We start from the raw sequence: 20774 nt of genomic DNA on the forward strand, positions 1-20774 counted from the left end.
CGCTATTCCAAAACATTGAGGTGGAAAATGAAATATATTTTTTTGTTTTTAGTCATTGTTCCGGCTGCTGAGATTGGTATCCTGCTTCTTTCGGGTCAAACAATCGGCATATGGCCGACGATTCTGCTCATCGTCCTTACAGGTTTTCTCGGGGCTTTTTTAGCGAAGCAGCAGGGTTTGGAAACGATAAGAAGAACTCAGGACCAGCTAAGTAGAGGCATGATGCCTGGAGATGTGATCCTGGATGGGGTGAGCATTCTCGTCGGCGGTACCCTTCTGCTGACACCCGGTTTCATTACTGACACTCTCGGATTTTTACTGCTGGCACCACCGACCAGGAAGTTTTTCAAAGCACTGATGATGAAATTATTCCGTAACTGGATTGATAAAGGTACAATCAAAGTCATTCGTTAACTAAGAAAAGCTCAAGCACCTTGATCAGCCTCGACAAGCACTGCCCGCCTAAAACGCCACATCGTGTGGCTGGCGCATCTAGCACCTCGTGTGCCTCAGTGGGCGGACCGAAGTGACTCGAGCTGCTCAAAGCTAACGCTTCTCGCAAGATACTCCAGGAAGCCTTCTCAGGGATGAAAACTGGCTAGGCACTGGAGCTGGACAAATAGAAAAAGCCAACCCTCATCGGTTGGCTTTTTTTAGTATAAGCTGTCTTCATTTGATCTCAGATCATATCATTCAGCATGACGACAACCTTATTTTATGATGACTTCGTCTTTTCCTTTAATGAAAGACCAAATATCCCGGAATACATTCGCGCGCTGCAGGGTATTGAAAATTACCAGGATGACTGGACCGACGATAAGTCCAAGGAAGCCGATGGTCTTGAAACCGACGAACAGGGCGATCAAGGTCGCCAGCGGGTCAAGGCCTATGCTTGATGAAAGAATTTTCGGCTCCATGATCTGTCTCTGGACCAATACAACAACATACAAAATACCTAACCCGATTGCCGTGCTCATCTCGCCGGCAATCGCCTCATAGATAATCCACGGGACGAAAACTGCACCTGTACCGAGATAGGGGATAATATCCACTATACCGGTAACCAGGGCAATCGTGATGGCATAATCGATACGAAGGATCAACAAACCAATCAGAATGATGACGGTAGTGATCGAAACCAATGTTGCCTGAGCTCTGACAAACCCGAATAAGGCTTTTTTTAAATCGTCGAAAACTGTCTTGCTGCTTGTCCTTGCGCGATTAGGCAAAAGCTTAGTTCCCATTGATGACAATCTATACCAGTCCTTACTTATAAAGAAAGTACCCAGCAGCGAAAAAATAAGGACAGTTGCTGCGTTTGGGAACCAGGACAGAATGTTGGGGATTTTTTCAAAAAAGTCCTTGATAAAATTCCCTGCTGTTGTTCCGATGGTGGCGCCGACATTCTGGATATTATCCAATATGGTATCCTGCTGGCCTGATTCAAGACTTTGGAACATACCGGTTAGCTGGTTGTAAATGGGTATGAGTTGAGCGGCAAATAAATGTTCAATATAATCAATCAAGGTAATCAGATGTTCAGGGACTACTTTCGCAAGGTATTCTGCCCCCGAAGCGATTTCGACCACCAGCAATGTGACCAATCCTGCGAACACCAGCATAATCAGCAAAAGGGAAATGAATACTGCCAGGGATCTAGGCATTTTTGCCTGTGTCTGGAAGAAGTTGACGAGCGGATTCATCATAAAGGCAATCAGGAAGCCGATGATGAATGGATAAGTTACCTTGGAAACGAAAAAAAGTGCAAACGCGCCGGCCACTACTAGGCCGATGACAAAAATGAAACGCAATGTTCTATATAGGTATACGGGATTCAAACAGGTTCCTCCTTTTTGGATACGGTTGTCGATACTGTTTATCCATCGTATAAGCTAGAAGCCAGTTCTAGCAGTTTCTAAAATATACTGCTTATCTTTTTAAAAGATTCTATTAAATTATTAAAATTCCTTTATAATCCAAAATATCCTGGGATACAGTTCTAACTCAGGAGTGAAATTGTTTACGAACAACTTTATAAAGGGATTCTCACTATAAAAAGTAAAATATAAAATATAGGTTTTTGCGGACACTATTCTATGCATAGAGAGCTCTAGGATTTATGCAAACCTCTGTATAACCAAAAGGTGCAGCAAGGATAATCCCACTTGCTTGGTGTAATATTTTAAATTATGTTACAATAGTTTTTACCGTGGAAGGATGACAAATTTATGCTAGAGCCTATGCTTTTTTTACTAACTTTATTAGCGATTGCTTTTCTGGCGAAAAACCAATCACTAATCTTTGCGGTGCTGGTCCTGATTGTGATGAAGATTGCTGGATTTGAAGCCAAGACTTTTTCGCTGCTGCAGGGAAAGGGTATTAATTGGGGTGTAACGGTAATCACTATTGCTGTCCTGGCACCAATCGCCAGCGGTGATATCGGCTTCAAAGATTTAGGCGGTGCTTTCAAGTCACCTTATGCATGGATCGCCCTGATTTCAGGAATGGCAGTTGCTTTGCTTGCAAAAGGCGGGGTTACCTTGCTGGCTGAAGATCCCCATATAACAACTGCACTTGTACTGGGAACGATTTTGGCGGTTTCATTATTCAAAGGAGTAGCAGTAGGCCCTTTGATTGGTGCAGGTATCGCATTTGCGGCTATGAAAATCTTTGAATTCTTTAAATAGCCTTTTTGTAAAATAATATTTTATATTGATTTAAGTTGTTTTCATTCACAAATGTCAGATAATTGTTTATAATAGGACTTGTAACTGCTTCCATCCCTCTACATAGGCCTGGGGCTGGAGTGAGAATCCGCGGTTTTTATATTTAACAAAATGTAAGCATTTTCTTTTTGCCGGTTGCCTGAGCAAGCGCTCGATACCCATAGCATCATAATAGTGGCATTTCGGCTGAAATCGGTCTGTCGCCGGCGAATGGTCCGGCTTTTCGTATAAAGTGTCAGAAATTTCTTTTTTCTGATATCGCTGTTTTTAACAGCAATCCAACATACAGACAAAATGGGATATGGGGAAATTAACTACAAAGGAGAGATTGAGTATGACAGTAACACGTGGTCTTGAAGGGGTAGTGGCAACAACATCTTCTATCAGCTCTATTATCGATGACACGCTGACTTATGTAGGCTATGACATTGACGATCTAGCTGAAAATGCTAGTTTCGAAGAAGTGATTTACTTATTATGGCATCGCCAGCTTCCTACAGCGGCAGAATTGGACGAATTGAAGAAGCAGCTTGCAGAGAATGCAGCTTTGCCAAAAGAAGTACTGGAACATTTCAAGATGTACCCGATTGACAAAGTCCATCCGATGGCTGCAGTTCGCTCGGCTGTATCTCTTTTAGGATTGTACGATGATGAAGCTGATGTGATGGAAAAAGAATCTAATTATCGCAAAGCGATCCGCCTGCAGGCTAAGATGCCGGCAATCGTTACGGCTTTCGCAAGAGTAAGAAAGGGTCTTGAGCCTATCGCGCCAAGAGAAGACCTTAATTTCGCGGCTAACTTCCTATACATGCTGACTGGCGAAGAGCCTGATGAAATAGCAGTAGAAGCAATGAACAAGGCATTAGTCCTTCATGCTGACCATGAACTTAATGCTTCAACTTTCACTGCCCGTGTATGTGTTGCGACTCTTTCTGATGTGTATTCTGGAGTCACAGCTGCCATCGGTGCATTGAAAGGACCTCTGCACGGAGGAGCAAATGAGGCAGTTATGAAGATGCTGACAGAAATCGGCACTCTTGATAATGTAGAGCCGGCAATCCGTGGAAAGCTTGCAAACAAGGAAAAAATCATGGGCTTTGGACACCGCGTATACCGTCTGGGAGATCCGCGTGCGAAGCATTTGAGAGAAATGTCCAAGAGGCTTACTGGACTGACTGGTGAACCTCACTGGTACGAAATGTCCACAAAGATTGAAGAAATCGTGACGGGCGAAAAGAACCTGCCGCCAAACGTTGACTTCTACTCGGCATCTGTATACCACAGCCTTGGCATCGATCATGACCTGTTCACGCCAATCTTTGCTGTAAGCCGTGTATCCGGATGGCTTGCGCATATCCTTGAGCAGTATGACAATAACCGTCTGATCCGCCCACGCGCCGACTATACAGGTCCTGGAAAACAGGAATATGTTGCCATTGAAATGAGATAATTTATAGAGATAGAGGAGCAATATTTTACTTTTCAGTGAAAAATTGCTGTAATAGGAGAGTAAGGAAGTCAAGCACCCTTTTCAACTCCTTAATAGGTGAAAAGGGTGCCTGATATTTCCGCGTACAAGGTTAGTGGCAAACAAGCCTGCTAACCTTTGATTCTGAAATGAATGAGGATTTTGGAGGGAGAGAATAAAATGCAAGGTGAAAAAATCACAGTTAAAGATGGAGTATTAAACGTACCAAACAATCCAATCGTTCCTTTTATCGAAGGTGACGGTACAGGTCCTGACATCTGGGCAGCTTCTGTCCGCGTTCTTGATGCTGCTGTTGAAAAAGCATACAAGGGTGAGCGCAAAATTGTCTGGAAAGAAGTTCTTGCTGGAGAAAAGGCCTTCAACCAGACTGGTGAGTGGCTGCCAAGCGAAACTTTAGAGTTGATCAATGAGTACTTAATCGCGATTAAGGGTCCTCTAACAACACCTATCGGTGGCGGAATCCGTTCCCTTAATGTTGCATTGCGCCAGGAATTGGACCTGTTCGTATGCCTGCGTCCTGTCCGCTGGTTCGAAGGTGTTCCTTCTCCGGTAAAACGCCCGCAAGACACTGACATGGTTATTTTCCGCGAGAACACTGAAGATATCTATGCTGGTATCGAGTATGCAAGCGGATCTGATGAAGTCAAGAAACTTCTTGGATTCCTGCAAAATGAAATGGGTGTAAACAAAATCCGTTTCCCTGAAACTTCAGGTCTTGGTATCAAGCCTGTTTCCAAGGAAGGAACAGAGCGCCTTGTACGTTCAGCGATCAATTACGCCATCACTGAAGGCCGTAAGTCAGTAACGCTTGTACATAAAGGCAATATCATGAAATTCACAGAGGGCGCGTTCAAAAACTGGGGTTATGAACTTGCTGAAAAAGAATTCGGTGATAAGGTATTCACGTGGGCTCAGTATGACAAGATTAAAGATGAGCAAGGTACTGATGCAGCGAATAACGCTCAGTCTGACGCAGAAGCTGCCGGCAAAATCATCGTTAAAGATGCGATTGCAGATATCTTCCTTCAGCAGATTCTTACACGCCCGAAAGAGTTCGATGTTGTTGCAACAATGAACCTTAACGGAGACTACATTTCTGATGCACTTGCAGCACAGGTAGGCGGTATCGGTATCGCTCCTGGAGCAAACATCAACTATGAAACAGGCCACGCTATTTTCGAAGCTACTCATGGTACTGCTCCTAAATATGCTGGTTTAGATAAAGTTAACCCATCTTCAGTTATCCTTTCAGGTGTACTTCTGCTTGAGCACCTTGGCTGGACTGAAGCAGCGAACCTGATCGTCAAGTCTATGGAAAAGTCAATCGCTTCAAAGGTTGTAACATATGACTTTGCTCGTTTGATGGATGGCGCTACAGAAGTCAAGACTTCTGAGTTCGGTGATGAACTGATCAAGAACATGGGCTAAAAATGTGCGGAGGCTATCCTTTATAAGGATAGCCTTTACATAAATAACATATATTTTAAAAAATATATTCGTTCTGAGGAGGAAGCCTTATGTCATTGAAACGCAAAAAGATTTCAGTCATTGGTGGAGGATTCACAGGAGCAACAACAGCATTCTTGCTAGCACAGAAGGAACTGGGGGATGTAGTACTAGTCGATATCCCGCAAATGGAAAACCCTACAAAGGGTAAAGCGCTTGATATGCTTGAAGCGAGCCCCGTCCAGGGTTTTGACGCTAACATTACCGGTACTTCCAGCTATGAGGATACGAAAGGCTCAGACATCGTTGTTGTAACAGCTGGTATTGCACGAAAACCCGGCATGAGCCGTGATGACCTTGTCCAGACGAACCAAAAAATCATGAAAAGTGTAGCCCAGGAAATCGCCAAGCACTCTCCTGACAGTTTCATCGTTGTGTTGACTAATCCTGTCGATGCGATGACATATACTATTTTCAAAGAGTCAGGCTTTCCTAAAAATCGCGTAATCGGTCAATCGGGAGTTTTGGATACTGCCCGTTTCCGTACTTTCGTTGCCCAGGAATTAAACCTGTCAGTTAAAGATGTCACAGGCTTCGTTCTTGGAGGCCACGGCGATGACATGGTTCCACTTGTGCGTTATTCATATGCAGGAGGCATTCCTCTTGAAACACTTATTCCAAAAGATCGTCTGGATGCTATCGTTGAACGCACCCGCAAAGGCGGCGGCGAAATCGTCAACCTTCTTGGGAATGGCAGCGCTTACTATGCGCCGGCAGCTTCCTTGGTTGAAATGTGCGAAGCTATCCTGAAGGATCAGCGACGTGTATTGCCTTCTATTGCATATCTAGAAGGAGAGTATGGATACGAAGGAATATACCTTGGAGTACCAACTATCCTTGGAGCAGGCGGTATCGAGAAAGTAATCGAGCTTGAATTGACTGCAGAAGAAAAAGCAGCACTTGATAAGTCTGCAGAAGCTGTCCGCAACGTCATGGCAGTTCTTGCTTAGTCGTTAACAGATTACTAGTAAATTTAAAAATCGGGGAATATTCCCCGATTTTTTTACACAATTTATAAAGTATATGATTTAGGGACCAGAACTTCTATTGCAAAGGGGTAAATGCTATGCTGCTTGGAAGAAAACGTAAGCTTGGCAGGAAAATAGAAGAAATCACTGTCGGAGAAAAATTGACATTAACAGAAAAAATCGAGGACAAAGATCTCCTGTTGTATCTGGGATTGACGAATGATGCGAATCCTTTATATATCCAGCATGATTATGCGTCACAGACACCATATGAAAAGCCTATTGTTCCAGCAATCATGCTGAATGGAATCATCACTTCGGCTGTTTCAAAGTATCTGCCGGGACCTGGAAGCCATATTCTGAAGCAGGATATTGAGTATGTTAAGCCAGTTTACCATTATGGAACAATCCAATTCTTTTTTGAAGTAACAGAAGTGATCAAAAGCAAGCATAATGTTGAAATCACGATTATGGGAAAAAATGAAGAGGATGAGACAGTTGTAAAGGGGAAACTGCTCGTCTGTCCTCCATACCCAGTCCAGCGTATGGACGGAAAAGCACTAGAAAACTTTTAAACTTTTGGGATGCACAATATTTGTGCATCCCTTGTTGTTTTAAATTTGATTTTACCTGCTGGATTGATATTATAATGTAAATAGAGCTATTGGATGAAGGCTGTTTTCATAAAGATTTTTGTTAAAATCCTAAAGCCGATTTTAACGTGATTAAAAGCCATTTTGTAGGTCGGTATTAAGTTTGCAAGCTCTTTTCTCATAATAAGCTTTAATCTTGTAGAGAAACATTGGCATTCAATCCAATTTTGTAGCCTCTAGCAACAAGGTTTGAGAAAAGAGCCTGGATGAAACAGGGGTAATAACTTTTTTGGAGGCTCATATGAACAAGAAGGTCTTGGTTGTGGATGATGAACAATCTATTGTGACACTGTTGAAGTATAATCTCGAACAGGCTGGCTATTCAGTGGTAACTGGAATGGACGGTGAGGAAGGGATCCGCCTGGCAGCAGACGAGAAGCCAGATTTAATGATTTTGGATCTGATGCTCCCAAAGCTGGATGGTATGGAAGTATGCAAACAGCTCAGGCAGATGAGAATCAATGTGCCGATTTTGATGCTTACGGCAAAGGATGATGAGTTTGATAAGGTGCTTGGTCTGGAATTAGGCGCTGATGATTACATGACCAAACCATTCAGTCCGCGTGAGGTCGTAGCGAGGGTAAAAGCGATTCTCCGGAGGACACAGGCACAGCATGAACCAGTGGAAGAAAAGCAGGAGGACGAGGGGCAGATCAGAATTGGCGAGCTTAAAATCATGCCGGAATTCTACGAAGCTTATTTTATGGGAGAATTACTTGAGCTGACTCCGAAAGAATTCGAATTGCTTCTCTATCTGTCGAAGAATAAAGGTCGGGTTCTTACACGAGACCAGTTACTAAGTGCTGTCTGGAATTATGACTTTGCCGGGGATACAAGGATTGTCGATGTACATATAAGCCATTTGCGTGAAAAAATTGAACATAACACAAAGAAGCCATCCTATATCAAAACCATTCGAGGCCTTGGTTATAAGCTGGAGGAACCAAAGGGAGAATGACAAAGTATCGGACTCGTCTCCTGTTTGCCCTCATTACCCTGATCATCATCGTGTTGATCGGCCTGGGGCTGCTTTTAGGGCAATTATTCAAAAATTATTATATAAATTCATTTAATGAACGACTGAAGATTGAGATTAATCTTTTGACCTCCAATATCGAGCAAAATGGAGGGCTCGCATCACTGGATAACGAAGAAATTTCAAGGATGAGCGATTTGCTTAACGCAAGGATTACGATTGTTGATCTTGAGGGTGATATCCAATATGATACGGGAGAACTATCAAGCACTAAAATAAACCGGCACAGGGATATAATTGGCGACATCGTGGAAGACACACCGTCGGAACAGAGTGACCTTGAGGTGGGTGGAGGTTTTGATCTTCATTATTATTGGAATCCACTTCTCCATGATGGTAAAAAAGAGGGGTATGTATTTTTAACAACAAAGATTGATGAACTGCAGAAAGCTTATCGGCAAATCTGGTGGATTCTGACCATCAGTCTTGGCATGGCGTTGTTTGTGATCATCCTTCTTGGTACAAGAATCACTAACCGCTATACGAAACCAATCGAGTCTGCGACAAATGTGGCGATCGAGCTGGCAAAAGGGAATTATCGGGCCAGGACTTATGAGGATCACATTGACGAAACGGGCATGCTGAGTTCATCGATTAATATCCTGGCAAGACATCTTCAGGAACTAATGAAGCTAAAGGAATCCCAGCAGGACAGACTGACGACACTGATTGAGAATATGGGCAGCGGTTTGATTCTGATAGACAGCAGGGGCTTCATCAACCTGATCAATAAGCCATACAAGGAAATCTTTAATGTAGAGCCTGCTGAATACCTATACAAGCTTTATTATGAAGTCATTGAGCATGAAGAAGTCTCCCATATGGTTGAAGAGATTTTCATGACTGAGCAAAAGGTACGGAAACAAGTTGTGTTGCCTATGGAAATCGAAAGGCGGCACTTCGAAGTATACGGGGTTCCAATCATCGGGACAAATAATGTCTGGAAAGGAATCCTTCTAGTTTTCCATGACATTACCGAACTGAAAAAATTGGAACAGATAAGGAAGGATTTCGTGGCGAATGTCTCGCATGAGCTTAAGACGCCGATCACCTCGATCAAAGGATTTTCGGAAACGCTGCTGGATGGAGCCATGAATGATAAAGCGACGCTGGAAGCTTTCCTGGCAATCATTTTAAAAGAAAGCGACCGTCTCCAGGTACTGATCCAGGAATTGCTAGACCTGTCTAAGATCGAGCAGCAAGGCTTCCGATTGACATTAGGAAAGGTTGACCTTGTAAAAGAATCCAATGAAGTCATCGAAATTTTAAAAGGAAAAGCAGCTCAAAAGGATATCCTCCTGAAACTCGGTCAAACAAGCGATAATGCGGTTATTGAAGGAGATGCGGACAGGCTGAAGCAAGTACTGATCAATCTTGTCAGCAATGCCATCACTTACACTCCGAATGGCGGCACAGTTGTAATTTCTTTATCTGTCCAGGAAGATTCCGTTTCCATCGTGGTCAAGGATTCCGGTATAGGGATCGAAAAAAGCGAAATAACGAGGATATTTGAACGATTTTACCGGGTGGACAGGGCAAGAAGTCGAAACTCCGGAGGAACGGGTCTTGGCCTGGCGATTGTGAAACACATAGTTGAAGCTCATAAAGGGCATATCGAAGTCGACAGCCAGATAGGCAAAGGAACAACTTTTACAATCAAGCTTTTTAAGAAGCTTCCTCAATAAAGATAAGTTGGATTTCTCATATCCGAGTGTAAATTTAATAAGTATACCATCTTAGCCCAATTCGAATCTGAATTGGGCTAATTCTTTTTTAAATAGAATTTACATTCCCTTAACAACAGGTTTATTTTTCCTTAACAGTTCCTTGTTACAATCATTAGTGAAAAACCCCTTCATCCAAGGAGTGAGAAAGAAGCACAAGCCGACCCCGCTTGTGCTTTTTTCATATGCTTTTTTGCCTCAATTATAATTTTCGCAATAAGCAAAAAACACCATTGTGTCAAAACTGTTTTTCTATTATCATTCTTTTGAAACTTTTACGGCTTTTAAACGTAAAAACAAACATAGACAGAAACATAGGAAGAGGGGAATGAGATGGTGAGCTTGAAGCAAATTTACGTGACGAGCGGGATTGTCGTCCTGGCCATTATTTTAGGTATTTCGGCGTTCACGACATGGTATACGGTAGATGAATCTGAACAGGCTGTCATATTGACGTTTGGAAAAGTGGAGGAAGGTATTAGTGAACCGGGCTTGCACTTTAAGCTGCCTTGGCCAATACAGAGTGTCGAGAAATTATCGAAGGAAACATTCAGCCTGCAGTTTGGTTATGAGGAAAAGAATGGGGAAATCAAAGAATTTCCTGATGAGACAAAAATGATTACTGGTGACGAAAACATCGTCCTTGCCGACCTGGTGGTTCAATGGAAAATAACGGACCCTGAAAAATATTTATTTAACGCAGATAATCCAAGAGAAATCTTATATGATGCTACATCAGCGTCTGTCAGGAGCATTATCGGAAGTTCTGAAATTGATGAAGCATTGACTTCGGGAAAAGCAGAAATCGAAGCGGAAGTCCGTGATTTATTATCATCACTGATTGAAAAGTACGATATGGGTGTATCCGTCCTTGGTGTAAAGCTCCAGGATGTTGAATTGCCAAATCAAGAAGTGCGCAAGGCTTTTACCAATGTTACAGATGCGCGTGAAACAATGAACACAAAAATAAATGAAGCGAAGAAATACCGCAACCAGAAGTTGAACGAAGCACAAGGGGAAAAGGATGCGCTTATCTCAAGGGCGGAAGGGGAAAAAGCCGCGAGGATCGAACGGGCCAGAGGTGACGTGGCGGTATTCAACAAGCTGCTTGTTGAATACAAAACCAATCCGGACATCACAAGACAGCGTTTAATTTTGGAGACGCTTGAGCAGGTCTTGCCTGGTTCGGAAATTTACATCATGAACGATGATGGCAATACAATGAAGTATTTCCCGATTCGCCCGCTTGAAGCAGATAAACCGAAGACAGAGAAGGAAGGCAGTGAAAAGAATAATGGCTGATCAAAACGTGATTGATATAAATGAACGGAGTGGTGGTTCCTGGCGGAAATATACTAAATTCGGAATTTTTCTGGTCATCCTTATTGCACTGCTTGTCTTCATTTTCACTAATGTTTTCATTGTGAAACAAGGCGAGTATAAAGTGGTAAGGCAATTTGGAGAGGTTGTCAGGATTATCGATGAACCTGGTTTAAATTACAAAGTCCCGTTTATTCAGAGTGTCACAACTCTGCCTAAATACCAGATGACATATGATGTTTCCCAGGCGGAAATCAACACAATGGATAAAAAGAGAATGTTGATCGACAATTATGCCATCTGGCGAATTGAAGATCCTAAAAAGATGATTTCCAATGCGAGAACTCTAGAGGGTGCGGAATCGAGAATGGAGGAATTCATCTATTCGGTTGTCCGTTCTGAGCTTGGTAAGCTGGACTATGACGAAATCATCAATGATGAAAAGTCATCCCGCGGATCATTGAATGACAGGGTGACTGAAAAAGTCAATGAGCTGCTCGCTGGCGGTAATTATGGAGTCGTTGTGACAGATGTCCGAATGAAGAGGACCGACCTGCCGAAAGAAAATGAAATGTCTGTTTTTACGAGGATGATCTCTGAGCGTGAGTCTAAAGCACAGGAATACCTTTCCATGGGAGATGCCCAGAAAAACAGAGTCATCGCCCAGACGGACAGGGAAGTGAAAGAGCTTCTGGCAAAGGCATCGGCAGACGCTGAAACCATCCGAGGTGAAGGGGAAGGGGAAGCTGCAAAAGTATATAACCAAACCTTCTCCAAGGATCCAGAATTCTACACGATGTTCCGAACACTGGAATCCTATAAAAAGACAATCAATGGCGAAACCGTCATTGTCCTTCCATCTGATTCACCTTACGCAAGAATGTTGATGGGTTACACAAATTAATAGAGCAACCAAAAGGCCGTTATTTTTCTTTCTATCATCTCTCGTGATAAAATAGGAAGGAATCTAACGGTCTTTTTTTTATATAAAGTCATGCACAAATGTACTTGGAATCGGCTGACCAAGGCGCTTGCGCTTTACTAATAAAGAGGAGGAATAACATGTCTAAAAAGCTTGTGTTGATAGATGGCAACAGTATTGCATACCGTGCTTTTTTCGCTTTGCCGCTGTTGAATAATGAAAAAGGGATACATACCAATGCAGTTTATGGCTTTACGATGATGCTGATGAAAATTCTCGAGGATGAGAAGCCTACGCATATTCTTGTTGCGTTTGACGCCGGAAAAACGACCTTCAGGCATAAAACCTTCAGCGAGTATAAGGGAGGAAGGCAAAAAACTCCGCCGGAGCTTTCGGAGCAGTTTCCATTTATCCGTGAATTGCTGACGGCCTATGGCATTTCGCAATATGAGCTGGAGAATTATGAAGCGGATGATATTATCGGTACATTGAGTTTGCTGGCTGAAAAAGAAGGCTTCGAAACGAAGGTCATTTCAGGTGACAAGGACCTGACACAGCTGAGTTCTGACAAGACCACAGTCAGTATCACAAGAAAAGGGATTACCGATATTGAAGAATATACACCTGAGCATATCAAGGAAAAGTATGGTCTGACTGCCGACCAGATCATTGATATGAAAGGTCTCATGGGTGATGCATCGGATAATATACCAGGGGTTCCTGGTGTAGGGGAAAAGACGGCAATCAAGCTGTTGAAGGAATACGGCACACTTGAAAATCTATTAACTTCGGTTGAACAAGTCAGCGGGAAAAAGCTTAAGGAAAAGCTGGAGGAGTTCAGAGACCAGGCTGTCATGAGCAAGGAACTCGCAACCATCACTCGTGAAGCCCCTGTAGGACTAGAGTTGAGCGAGCTTGAGTATGAAGGTGCAGAGAACGAGAAGCTCGTGAAAATGTTCAAAGAGCTAGGGTTCAATTCCCTGCTGGACAAGCTGGGCGCAGTTGCGGAAGCAGAAGATGCAGAGCTTGAAGACATCGAGTTCAAGCAACTGGATAAAATTGAACAAGGTATTTTTGCTAAAGATAATGGCTTTTATGTTGAAGTCCTTGAAGATAACTACCATTACGCCGATATTATTGGCTTTGCTGTTGTAAATGAAAACGGAAGCTTCTACCTGCCTGTAAAAATTGCCCTGGAGTCTGAGGAGTTCAAGAAATGGGCCGAGGATGAGTCCAGCAAAAAAACAGTCTATGATGCGAAACGATCCGAGGTATCATTGCGCCATCATGGCATCCACCTGAAGGGTGCTGATTTCGATGTGTCACTGGCATCCTATATAATCAATCCTTCCGAGTCGCCGGACGACCTTGCGGCGATCGCGAAACAGCATGGATTCACGAGCGTGCAGTCAGACCATACAGTTTATGGAAAAGGTGCTAAACGAAAAATTCCTGAGGAAAGCATCCTTGGAGAGCATCTTGTACGCAAGGCGGCTGTACTTGTGTCATTAAAAGAAAAGCTTGAGCAGGAGCTATGGGACAATGACCAGCATGATCTTTTCAGCAGCCTTGAAATGCCATTGTCGCTTGTCCTTGCGGATATGGAATACCAGGGCGTCAAGCTGGATATGGACCGCCTGGATAAAATGGGCGAAGAAATCAAAGGCCGTTTAGCCGAAATAGAAACAAAGATTTTTGAAATGGCAGGAGAACAGTTCAACATCAACTCGCCTAAACAATTAGGTGTCATCCTGTTTGAAAAGCTGGGGCTGCCTGCTGCGAAAAAGACGAAGACAGGTTATTCTACTTCGGCGGACGTCCTTGAAAAATTGGCGCCAAAGCATAGAATCATTGAAGAAATTCTTAACTATCGCCAGCTTGGAAAGCTGCAATCGACCTATATTGAAGGATTGCAAAAGGTCGTCAATAAAGAGACGGAAAAAGTCCATACAAGATTCAACCAGGCTTTAACAGCAACTGGAAGGCTAAGCTCAACGGATCCTAACCTGCAGAACATCCCGATCAGGCTTGAAGAAGGCCGGAAAATCAGGCAGGCATTCGTTCCTTCAGAAAAAGGATGGGTCATATTTGCAGCTGACTATTCGCAAATTGAACTGCGAGTCCTTGCCCATATTGCGGGAGATGAGAAACTGATCGATGCCTTCCGGAATGATATGGACATCCATACGAAGACTGCGATGGAAGTGTTCAATGTAGGGAAAGATGAAGTCACTTCAAATATGCGCCGGCATGCGAAGGCGGTCAACTTTGGGATTGTGTACGGAATCAGCGATTATGGATTATCCCAGAGCCTGAATATCACAAGGAAGGAAGCGGGCGAATTCATTGACCGCTATCTGGAGAGCTACCCTGGAGTGAAGGAGTATATGGACGAAATCATCAAGGATGCAAAGGCCAAGGGCTATGTCCAGACATTATTGCATCGCCGCAGATATATTCCGGAAATCACTGCCCGCAATTTCAACCTAAGAAGTTTTGCGGAACGGACGGCTATGAACACCCCGATCCAGGGCAGTGCCGCAGATATTATCAAAAAGGCAATGATTGATATGGCAGAGAGACTCCGCGAAGAGGGTGTAAAGACAAGACTGCTGCTTCAGGTACATGATGAATTGATTTTTGAAACACCTGAGGATGAGATCGAACTGTTGAAAAAAATAGTGCCAGATGTCATGGAAAATGCCATTGAGCTGAAGGTTCCGTTAAAGGTGGACTTCTCATACGGCCCGACCTGGTATGACGCAAAATAGGAGCCGCAACAGGATTTTTACAGAGAAAGGCGGGATAAAATGCCTGAACTACCAGAGGTTGAAACCGTCAGACGGACATTAGAGGTTCTGACGATAGGAAAAGAAATAAAAGAAGTCTCTGTTTTTTGGCCAAAGATGATTAAAACTCCGGATGAGGTCGAGCAGTTCAACGATGCACTGAAAGGCCAGACGATTAAAGAGGTTGGCCGGAGAGGGAAATTCCTGATTCTTTATACGGAATATTTCGCGCTCGTTTCCCACTTAAGAATGGAAGGGAAATATGGAGTCTTCAATGCGGAGGAACCTGTGGAGAAGCACACGCACGTCATTTTCCATTTTACCGATGGAACTCAATTGCGCTACAAGGATGTCAGGAAATTCGGCACAATGCACCTGTATGAAAAAGGGAAAGAGTTTGAAACCCAGCCTCTCGCCGATTTAGGGCCTGAACCCTTTTCAGAAGATTTTACAGTGGAATGGCTTTCGGAAAAACTGAAAAAAACGAATCGAAAAATAAAGCCTGCTCTGCTGGACCAAAAAATCCTTGTTGGTCTCGGGAATATCTATGTAGATGAGGCATTGTTCCGGGCAAAAATCCATCCGGAAAGAATCGCGAACTCCTTGTCTCCGGAAGAGGAGGCCGTGCTTTACAGGGAAATTGTCAGCACTCTTTCCGAAGCTGTTGAGAAAGGCGGCAGCACGATCCGTTCCTACGTCAATTCACAGGGGCAGATCGGCATGTTCCAGCTTCAGCTTTATGCATACGGGCGCAGGGGTGAACCATGCAAGGTTTGCGGAACACCATTGGAGAAAACCGTCGTTGGCGGACGGGGAACGCATTACTGCCCGTCGTGCCAGAAGCTTAATTAAATATATTGGCTTATTGATTTTCTCACCATAAATGGGCTCCTTCCATATACTAACGTAGCGATTGACAGGAAGGAGCTCAGTTTATGGCACAAACAATCTCCCTGCTTTTACTTGCATTCGCTGTCAGCCTTGACAGTTTCAGTGTAGGATTAACGTATGGATTACGAAAAATGAAGATCCCGATTAAATCGATTTCTGTAATTGCGGTTTGTTCGGCTGTCGTCCTGATGGCAGCGATGATGATCGGGCATTTTCTCGAGAGTTTTTTTTCACCAGGAATGGCAGAGACGCTGGGTGGCACTGTCTTGATCGTTTTAGGCGGATGGGTTTTATTCCAATTTTTCCGCGAAGACAAAACAGAATTGCTCTGCCACGAAAAAATCATCCTGAATCTTGAAATCAAATCTCTAGGCATCGTCATCAATATTTTGAAAAAGCCAATGACAGCTGATTTTGACCGGTCGGGTACGATCAATGGAATCGAGGCTGTCATGCTCGGGCTTGCCCTGTCGCTTGATGCATTCGGTGCAGGGGTAGGGGCAGCATTTCTAGGGTTCTCACCAGGATATCTGGCATTGACAGTTGCCTGCATGAGTTCTTTATTTGTTTATGCAGGGATGAGAATGGGCAGTTATTTTTCGGAGAGCGGATGGATGCAAAGGTTTTCTTTTGTACCAGGAATTTTATTGATCATAATCGGGCTGATGAAGCTTTAACAGGCCCTTGAAAGGATAAGGGAGAATGTCATTAGTTATAGGATTGACGGGAGGTATAGCAAGCGGAAAAAGCACAGTATCAGCTATGTTCACTGACATGGGCATCACTGTGATCGACGCAGATATCGAAGCCAGGCTTGCTGTTGAACCAGGAGAGAAAGCGTACAATGATATAGTCAGCCATTTTGGCACTGAAATTTTAAATGATGATACCACGATAAACCGACCTAAATTGGGTGAGATTGTTTTTAACCATGAAGAAAAGCGGTTGCTGCTTAATTCTATTGTCCATCCAGCCGTAAGGGAGCGGATGGCACATAAAAGAACTCATGCTGAAGCCGCAGATGAAAAGGCAGTCGTCCTGGACATTCCGCTTCTGTTTGAAAGCAAGCTGACAGGACTCGTCGAAAAAATCATCGTCGTATATGTGGATGAGCAAACCCAGCTGGAAAGACTGATGAAGCGGAACGGATTCTCGGAAGAAGAGGCCGCTGCGAGGATCAAATCACAAATGCCGCTGAAGGACAAAGTCGGTCTGGCAGACGCAGTCATCGATAACAGCGGCAGCATCGAGCAATCGAAGCAGCAGCTGATGGATATTTTAAGTGAATGGGAAATCTTAAGAGCCGAATAGGCTCTTTTTTTGTTGGCTTAATTCAAGAAGATTTTTTTCTGGCTGGATAGTTGTATCTATAGTTATAAAGACAATCCAAACTGATTTCATCTAGGAGGATGGTCAATAAAGAGGCTATAAAGACCATGAAAGCTGATTTCATCTAGGAGGATGGTCAATAAAGAGGTTATAAAGACCATGAAAGCTAATTAATTCTCAATAGATGGTCGTAAGAAAAGTTATGAAGAGTATTCAAGCTGCTTTTCAACCGAAGTAGTCAAGGTTCCACAGTCATCAAGAGTCATTTTATATCCTTGATGGTTTTTCATTAACTTTTTAATCACCCTAAATGATTATTATTATCAGAATTATTTTATATTTTAAATGTGTGCATTTATTTATCACAAATAATTTTTAATATGTTATACTAATACCATACAAAGGTGTAATTGAGTATAACACTAATTCGGAAGGGGCCGTACAATGAAGGCGAGAATTGCGATTAACGGTTTTGGGAGAATTGGAAGAATGGTGTTCAGAAGAGCCATTCTTGAAGAAAATCTTGAGGTTGTTGCGATTAATGCGAGCTATCCAGCTGAAACTCTGGCGCATTTAATAAAATATGATTCCACTCATGGGCAATTTGCTGGAGAAGTCATCCCGTCTGATGATCACCTGGTTGTCAACGGTAAGACAGTTAAGCTATTAAGCAATCGAAATCCTGCTGAGCTTCCATGGAAGGAAATGAAGATTGATATTGTCATAGAAGCTACAGGTAAATTTAACTCACGTGACAAGGCTGCTCTTCACCTTGATGCTGGCGCTAAGAAGGTCATTTTGACAGCACCTGGTACGAATGAAGATATCACTATTGTCATGGGAGTAAATGAAAGCGCATTAAACATTGAAAAACATGATATCATTTCGAATGCATCATGCACGACAAACTGTCTGGCACCGGTCGCGAAAGTGCTGGATGATACTTTCGGTATCGAAAACGGTTTGATGACGACTGTACATGCATATACGAATGACCAGAATAATATCGATAATCCGCACAAGGATCTGCGCAGGGCGCGTTCTTGCGGCCAATCTATCATTCCAACCTCAACCGGAGCAGCAAAGGCACTTTCACTTGTGCTGCCTCAGCTTAAAGGAAAGCTGCATGGCATGGCGCTGAGGGTACCGACTCCAAATGTTTCACTAGTTGACCTGGTTGTCGATTTGAATCGTGAGGTAACAGTGGACGAAATCAATGATGCCTTTTATTCAGCATCAAAAGGAAAGCTTAAAGGCGTCCTTGATATCACGACAGATCCGCTAGTTTCAATCGACTTTAACACGAATGAACATTCTGCGATCATTGATGGTTTGTCTACTATGGTCATTGGTGCCAACAAAGTAAAGGTTCTTGCATGGTATGACAACGAATGGGGCTATTCCAGCAGGGTTGTGGACCTGACAAAGCATGTAGCTCATGCAATGTCTAACTCTGCAGCTGTAAAGGTAGGATAATTCTTATAATGTAAAAAGCTTGCTTATCGGCAAGCTTTTTATTTTTGTATAATATCACTCCCCATTTTAACTCGTGATTTTCAGAGATCACCATGTAAAATACATACCGGTTTTTAAGCGGAAGACCCTAAGGAAGGCCTTGGGATGGCCATCTATCAGACTATAAAAATTCAAGCCTGAAATTCATGAAAAAAATTTGTTTTCATGTGTTGCAAAAAAAATATAAACAAAGTATACTAGTCATCGTGAACTTCTTAATAACGGTACCAATTGGCTACTTAAAGGGTTAGGACCTCTCTGGACTAACTTTCCCCCGTGGTAGTTAAGATACCATTGAAGCTAAGGATTTCATTCTAATACTGTTAGAGGGGGAAATTGAATATGGAAACAATGGGTCGTCATGTAATTTCTGAACTTTGGGGTTGCGATTTTGAAAAATTGAATGATATGGATTTTATTGAACAAACTTTTGTTGGAGCAGCATTGAAATCGGGTGCTGAAATCCGCGAGGTGGCATTCCACAAATTTGCGCCACAAGGTGTAAGCGGAGTTGTCATTATTTCCGAATCTCATTTAACTATTCACAGCTTCCCAGAACACGGGTACGCCAGCATTGATGTATATACGTGCGGCGATCTGAATCCTAACATTGCAGCTGACTATATTGCAGAAGCTTTAGGTGCTCAAACTCGTGAGAATATCGAAATTCCACGCGGCATGGGCCCTGTGCATGTAAAGCAAGCACAAGCTAAGGCTCTATAATTGAAAATATGAAAATTCACAAGAGGTGTAGCGATACACCTCTTTTTAATTTACCTGAAAATACGGTAAACTGTTAGTAGAAATAATATGCAGGAGGATTTTTGATGTCTTTATTAAAATCCATAACAGGACGGTACGAGAAATTCAGCGGAACAAGTGAAAACAACAGGGACGATCAGCTAAAGACACGTTATTATAAAGCGAACTTTAACCAGGTGTTCCAGACGGTCGAAGACTTGCTGAAGGCTGACTCCTCATACAAAATAACGAATGTTTCCAAGGAACATGGAGAAATATCAGCCGAGCTGAAGGGGAAGATTCCTGCCTTTTTAACGGCCACTGTGATCACGACAAAACCATTTGAGACCGCTGTCGACTTACATATCTCTACTGAAAAGTTTTCATTGGCAGGCATCAACCCTGCCCTCAAACAAGAATTGGTCAAGATATATGAAAAGCTGGACAAAACGCACACATTTATTGGCTCAGGCAAATATAGAAATCAATAGTTCCACTTGTCCAGACACCATCTTTTTTATAAGATAATAATAAGGAGAATGCTTAGGGACGTATTGGCGAAAAAAGTGAATGGTCCTTCGCTCATTCTATATTTCAAAATATTCGGAGCTGATCGAGATGAAATGTCCAACTTGCCAAAATAACTCTACCCGGGTTCTTGATTCAAGACCGGTTGACGATAGCCGATCAATTCGACGCAGACGCGAATGCGAAGCTTGCGGATTTCGCTTCACCACATTTGAGAAGGTTGAAGAAATTCCTTTGATTGTCGTAAAAAAAGAAGGTACGCGCGAAGAGTTCAATCGTGAAAAACTCCTTCGCGGTCTGATTAAAGCTTGTGAAAAGCGTCCAGTCGCTTTGAAGGAACTTGAGGATCTGGTTTCCGAAGTAGAAAAAGAACTTCGCAGCCATGGAGTCTCTGAAGTTAAGAGCGAAGCCGTTGGGGAAATGGTCATGGACAGGCTGGCTAAGATTGATGAAGTCGCCTATGTGCGATTCGCATCAGTTTACCGCCAGTTTAAGGATATCAATGTCTTTATTGATGAATTGAAAGAGTTATTAAAGAGAGAACAATCATAACACCTCGGTACCACCTGAAGAGCTGAAGGGAACTTCAGCTCTTTTTAAGGCTGCCCTGAATTTTCGGCAAGGGATTAAAAATCCA

At 43.0% G+C, this 20774-nt stretch carries 19 protein-coding genes; 18 read left to right on the forward strand and 1 reads right to left on the reverse strand.

The window, feature by feature from the left end:
- Nucleotides 1-27 precede the first annotated feature (27 nt).
- Complete coding sequence (locus J7E37_RS11120) at nt 28-414, forward strand: FxsA family protein (RefSeq protein ID WP_214777787.1); 387 nt, start codon at nt 28-30, stop codon at nt 412-414.
- A 296-nt stretch (nt 415-710) separates the two neighbouring features.
- Here the strand turns inward: J7E37_RS11120 and ytvI are convergent, their stop codons facing one another.
- Nucleotides 711-1838: a sporulation integral membrane protein YtvI gene (gene ytvI / locus J7E37_RS11125; protein ID WP_214777789.1), complete on the reverse strand. Its 1128-nt coding sequence runs from the start codon at nt 1836-1838 to the stop codon at nt 711-713.
- Between the two features lie 390 nt (nt 1839-2228).
- Between ytvI and J7E37_RS11130 the strand changes: the two genes are divergently transcribed.
- From J7E37_RS11130 to nrdR, 17 genes are all read left to right on the forward strand, one after another.
- A complete protein-coding gene (locus J7E37_RS11130; RefSeq protein WP_192471420.1) occupies nt 2229-2687 on the forward strand; it encodes a DUF441 domain-containing protein in 459 nt (152 codons plus the stop codon).
- A gap of 373 nt (nt 2688-3060) precedes the next feature.
- Complete coding sequence (gene citZ, locus J7E37_RS11135) at nt 3061-4176, forward strand: citrate synthase (RefSeq protein WP_214777791.1); 1116 nt, start codon at nt 3061-3063, stop codon at nt 4174-4176.
- Between the two features lie 198 nt (nt 4177-4374).
- Nucleotides 4375-5643, forward strand: a complete 1269-nt coding sequence (gene icd, locus J7E37_RS11140; RefSeq protein WP_214777793.1) for an NADP-dependent isocitrate dehydrogenase — start codon at nt 4375-4377, stop codon at nt 5641-5643.
- An 89-nt stretch (nt 5644-5732) separates the two neighbouring features.
- Complete coding sequence (gene mdh, locus J7E37_RS11145) at nt 5733-6671, forward strand: malate dehydrogenase (protein WP_192471423.1); 939 nt, start codon at nt 5733-5735, stop codon at nt 6669-6671.
- 116 nt (nt 6672-6787) lie between these two features.
- Nucleotides 6788-7264 carry a MaoC/PaaZ C-terminal domain-containing protein gene (locus J7E37_RS11150; protein ID WP_214777797.1) on the forward strand — a complete coding sequence of 159 codons (477 nt, stop codon included), beginning with the start codon at nt 6788-6790 and terminating at the stop codon, nt 7262-7264.
- A gap of 319 nt (nt 7265-7583) precedes the next feature.
- Nucleotides 7584-8300 carry a response regulator transcription factor gene (locus J7E37_RS11155; RefSeq protein ID WP_214777799.1) on the forward strand — a complete coding sequence of 239 codons (717 nt, stop codon included), beginning with the start codon at nt 7584-7586 and terminating at the stop codon, nt 8298-8300.
- Nucleotides 8297-10063 (forward strand): two-component system histidine kinase PnpS, encoded by a 1767-nt coding sequence (gene pnpS / locus J7E37_RS11160; RefSeq protein ID WP_215023929.1) that lies wholly within the window; start codon nt 8297-8299, stop codon nt 10061-10063. Before J7E37_RS11155 ends, pnpS begins: the two co-directional genes overlap by 4 nt.
- A 372-nt stretch (nt 10064-10435) precedes the next feature.
- Nucleotides 10436-11404, forward strand: a complete 969-nt coding sequence (hflK, locus tag J7E37_RS11165; protein WP_214777803.1) for an FtsH protease activity modulator HflK — start codon at nt 10436-10438, stop codon at nt 11402-11404.
- Entirely contained in the window at nt 11397-12326 is a 930-nt protein-coding gene (gene hflC / locus J7E37_RS11170; protein WP_214778680.1) for a protease modulator HflC, read from the forward strand. The genes hflK and hflC overlap by 8 nt, the downstream gene beginning before the upstream one ends.
- A 158-nt stretch (nt 12327-12484) precedes the next feature.
- A complete protein-coding gene (gene polA / locus J7E37_RS11175) occupies nt 12485-15115 on the forward strand; it encodes a DNA polymerase I (protein WP_214777806.1) in 2631 nt (876 codons plus the stop codon).
- A gap of 39 nt (nt 15116-15154) precedes the next feature.
- Nucleotides 15155-15985, forward strand: coding sequence for a DNA-formamidopyrimidine glycosylase (gene mutM / locus J7E37_RS11180; RefSeq protein ID WP_215023932.1), 831 nt, complete (start codon nt 15155-15157; stop codon nt 15983-15985).
- Nucleotides 15986-16068: 83 nt separating this feature from the next.
- A complete protein-coding gene (gene ytaF, locus J7E37_RS11185) occupies nt 16069-16701 on the forward strand; it encodes a sporulation membrane protein YtaF (protein WP_214741753.1) in 633 nt (210 codons plus the stop codon).
- Between the two features lie 25 nt (nt 16702-16726).
- Nucleotides 16727-17335 carry a dephospho-CoA kinase gene (coaE, locus tag J7E37_RS11190; protein ID WP_214777809.1) on the forward strand — a complete coding sequence of 203 codons (609 nt, stop codon included), beginning with the start codon at nt 16727-16729 and terminating at the stop codon, nt 17333-17335.
- Nucleotides 17336-17797: 462 nt separating this feature from the next.
- Nucleotides 17798-18829, forward strand: a complete 1032-nt coding sequence (locus tag J7E37_RS11195) for a glyceraldehyde-3-phosphate dehydrogenase (RefSeq protein WP_215023934.1) — start codon at nt 17798-17800, stop codon at nt 18827-18829.
- Between the two features lie 381 nt (nt 18830-19210).
- Nucleotides 19211-19591: an adenosylmethionine decarboxylase gene (speD, locus tag J7E37_RS11200; RefSeq protein ID WP_192471432.1), complete on the forward strand. Its 381-nt coding sequence runs from the start codon at nt 19211-19213 to the stop codon at nt 19589-19591.
- A gap of 104 nt (nt 19592-19695) precedes the next feature.
- Complete coding sequence (locus tag J7E37_RS11205; protein WP_214777811.1) at nt 19696-20100, forward strand: hypothetical protein; 405 nt, start codon at nt 19696-19698, stop codon at nt 20098-20100.
- Nucleotides 20101-20227: 127 nt separating this feature from the next.
- The gene (nrdR, locus tag J7E37_RS11210) at nt 20228-20689 is read left to right on the forward strand and encodes a transcriptional regulator NrdR (protein ID WP_041967634.1); all 462 of its coding nucleotides are present in this window, start codon (nt 20228-20230) and stop codon (nt 20687-20689) included.
- Nucleotides 20690-20774 lie beyond the last annotated feature (85 nt).

It is taken from the genome of Bacillus sp. ISL-39 (assembly GCF_018613295.1).
Taxonomy (GTDB): Bacteria; Bacillota; Bacilli; order Bacillales; family Cytobacillaceae; genus Mesobacillus.

What these genes read in the sequence shown, in the direction of transcription:
- J7E37_RS11120 (WP_214777787.1), top strand. Translation starts at nt 28, where the DNA reads ATGAAATATATTTTTTTGTTTTTAGTCATTGTTCCGGCTGCTGAGATT.
- J7E37_RS11130 (WP_192471420.1), top strand. Translation starts at nt 2,229, where the DNA reads ATGCTAGAGCCTATGCTTTTTTTACTAACTTTATTAGCGATTGCTTTT.
- citZ (WP_214777791.1), top strand. Translation starts at nt 3,061, where the DNA reads ATGACAGTAACACGTGGTCTTGAAGGGGTAGTGGCAACAACATCTTCT.
- icd (WP_214777793.1), top strand. Translation starts at nt 4,375, where the DNA reads ATGCAAGGTGAAAAAATCACAGTTAAAGATGGAGTATTAAACGTACCA.
- mdh (WP_192471423.1), top strand. Translation starts at nt 5,733, where the DNA reads ATGTCATTGAAACGCAAAAAGATTTCAGTCATTGGTGGAGGATTCACA.
- J7E37_RS11150 (WP_214777797.1), top strand. Translation starts at nt 6,788, where the DNA reads ATGCTGCTTGGAAGAAAACGTAAGCTTGGCAGGAAAATAGAAGAAATC.
- J7E37_RS11155 (WP_214777799.1), top strand. Translation starts at nt 7,584, where the DNA reads ATGAACAAGAAGGTCTTGGTTGTGGATGATGAACAATCTATTGTGACA.
- pnpS (WP_215023929.1), top strand. Translation starts at nt 8,297, where the DNA reads ATGACAAAGTATCGGACTCGTCTCCTGTTTGCCCTCATTACCCTGATC.
- hflK (WP_214777803.1), top strand. Translation starts at nt 10,436, where the DNA reads ATGGTGAGCTTGAAGCAAATTTACGTGACGAGCGGGATTGTCGTCCTG.
- hflC (WP_214778680.1), top strand. Translation starts at nt 11,397, where the DNA reads ATGGCTGATCAAAACGTGATTGATATAAATGAACGGAGTGGTGGTTCC.
- polA (WP_214777806.1), top strand. Translation starts at nt 12,485, where the DNA reads ATGTCTAAAAAGCTTGTGTTGATAGATGGCAACAGTATTGCATACCGT.
- mutM (WP_215023932.1), top strand. Translation starts at nt 15,155, where the DNA reads ATGCCTGAACTACCAGAGGTTGAAACCGTCAGACGGACATTAGAGGTT.
- ytaF (WP_214741753.1), top strand. Translation starts at nt 16,069, where the DNA reads ATGGCACAAACAATCTCCCTGCTTTTACTTGCATTCGCTGTCAGCCTT.
- coaE (WP_214777809.1), top strand. Translation starts at nt 16,727, where the DNA reads ATGTCATTAGTTATAGGATTGACGGGAGGTATAGCAAGCGGAAAAAGC.
- J7E37_RS11195 (WP_215023934.1), top strand. Translation starts at nt 17,798, where the DNA reads ATGAAGGCGAGAATTGCGATTAACGGTTTTGGGAGAATTGGAAGAATG.
- speD (WP_192471432.1), top strand. Translation starts at nt 19,211, where the DNA reads ATGGAAACAATGGGTCGTCATGTAATTTCTGAACTTTGGGGTTGCGAT.
- J7E37_RS11205 (WP_214777811.1), top strand. Translation starts at nt 19,696, where the DNA reads ATGTCTTTATTAAAATCCATAACAGGACGGTACGAGAAATTCAGCGGA.
- nrdR (WP_041967634.1), top strand. Translation starts at nt 20,228, where the DNA reads ATGAAATGTCCAACTTGCCAAAATAACTCTACCCGGGTTCTTGATTCA.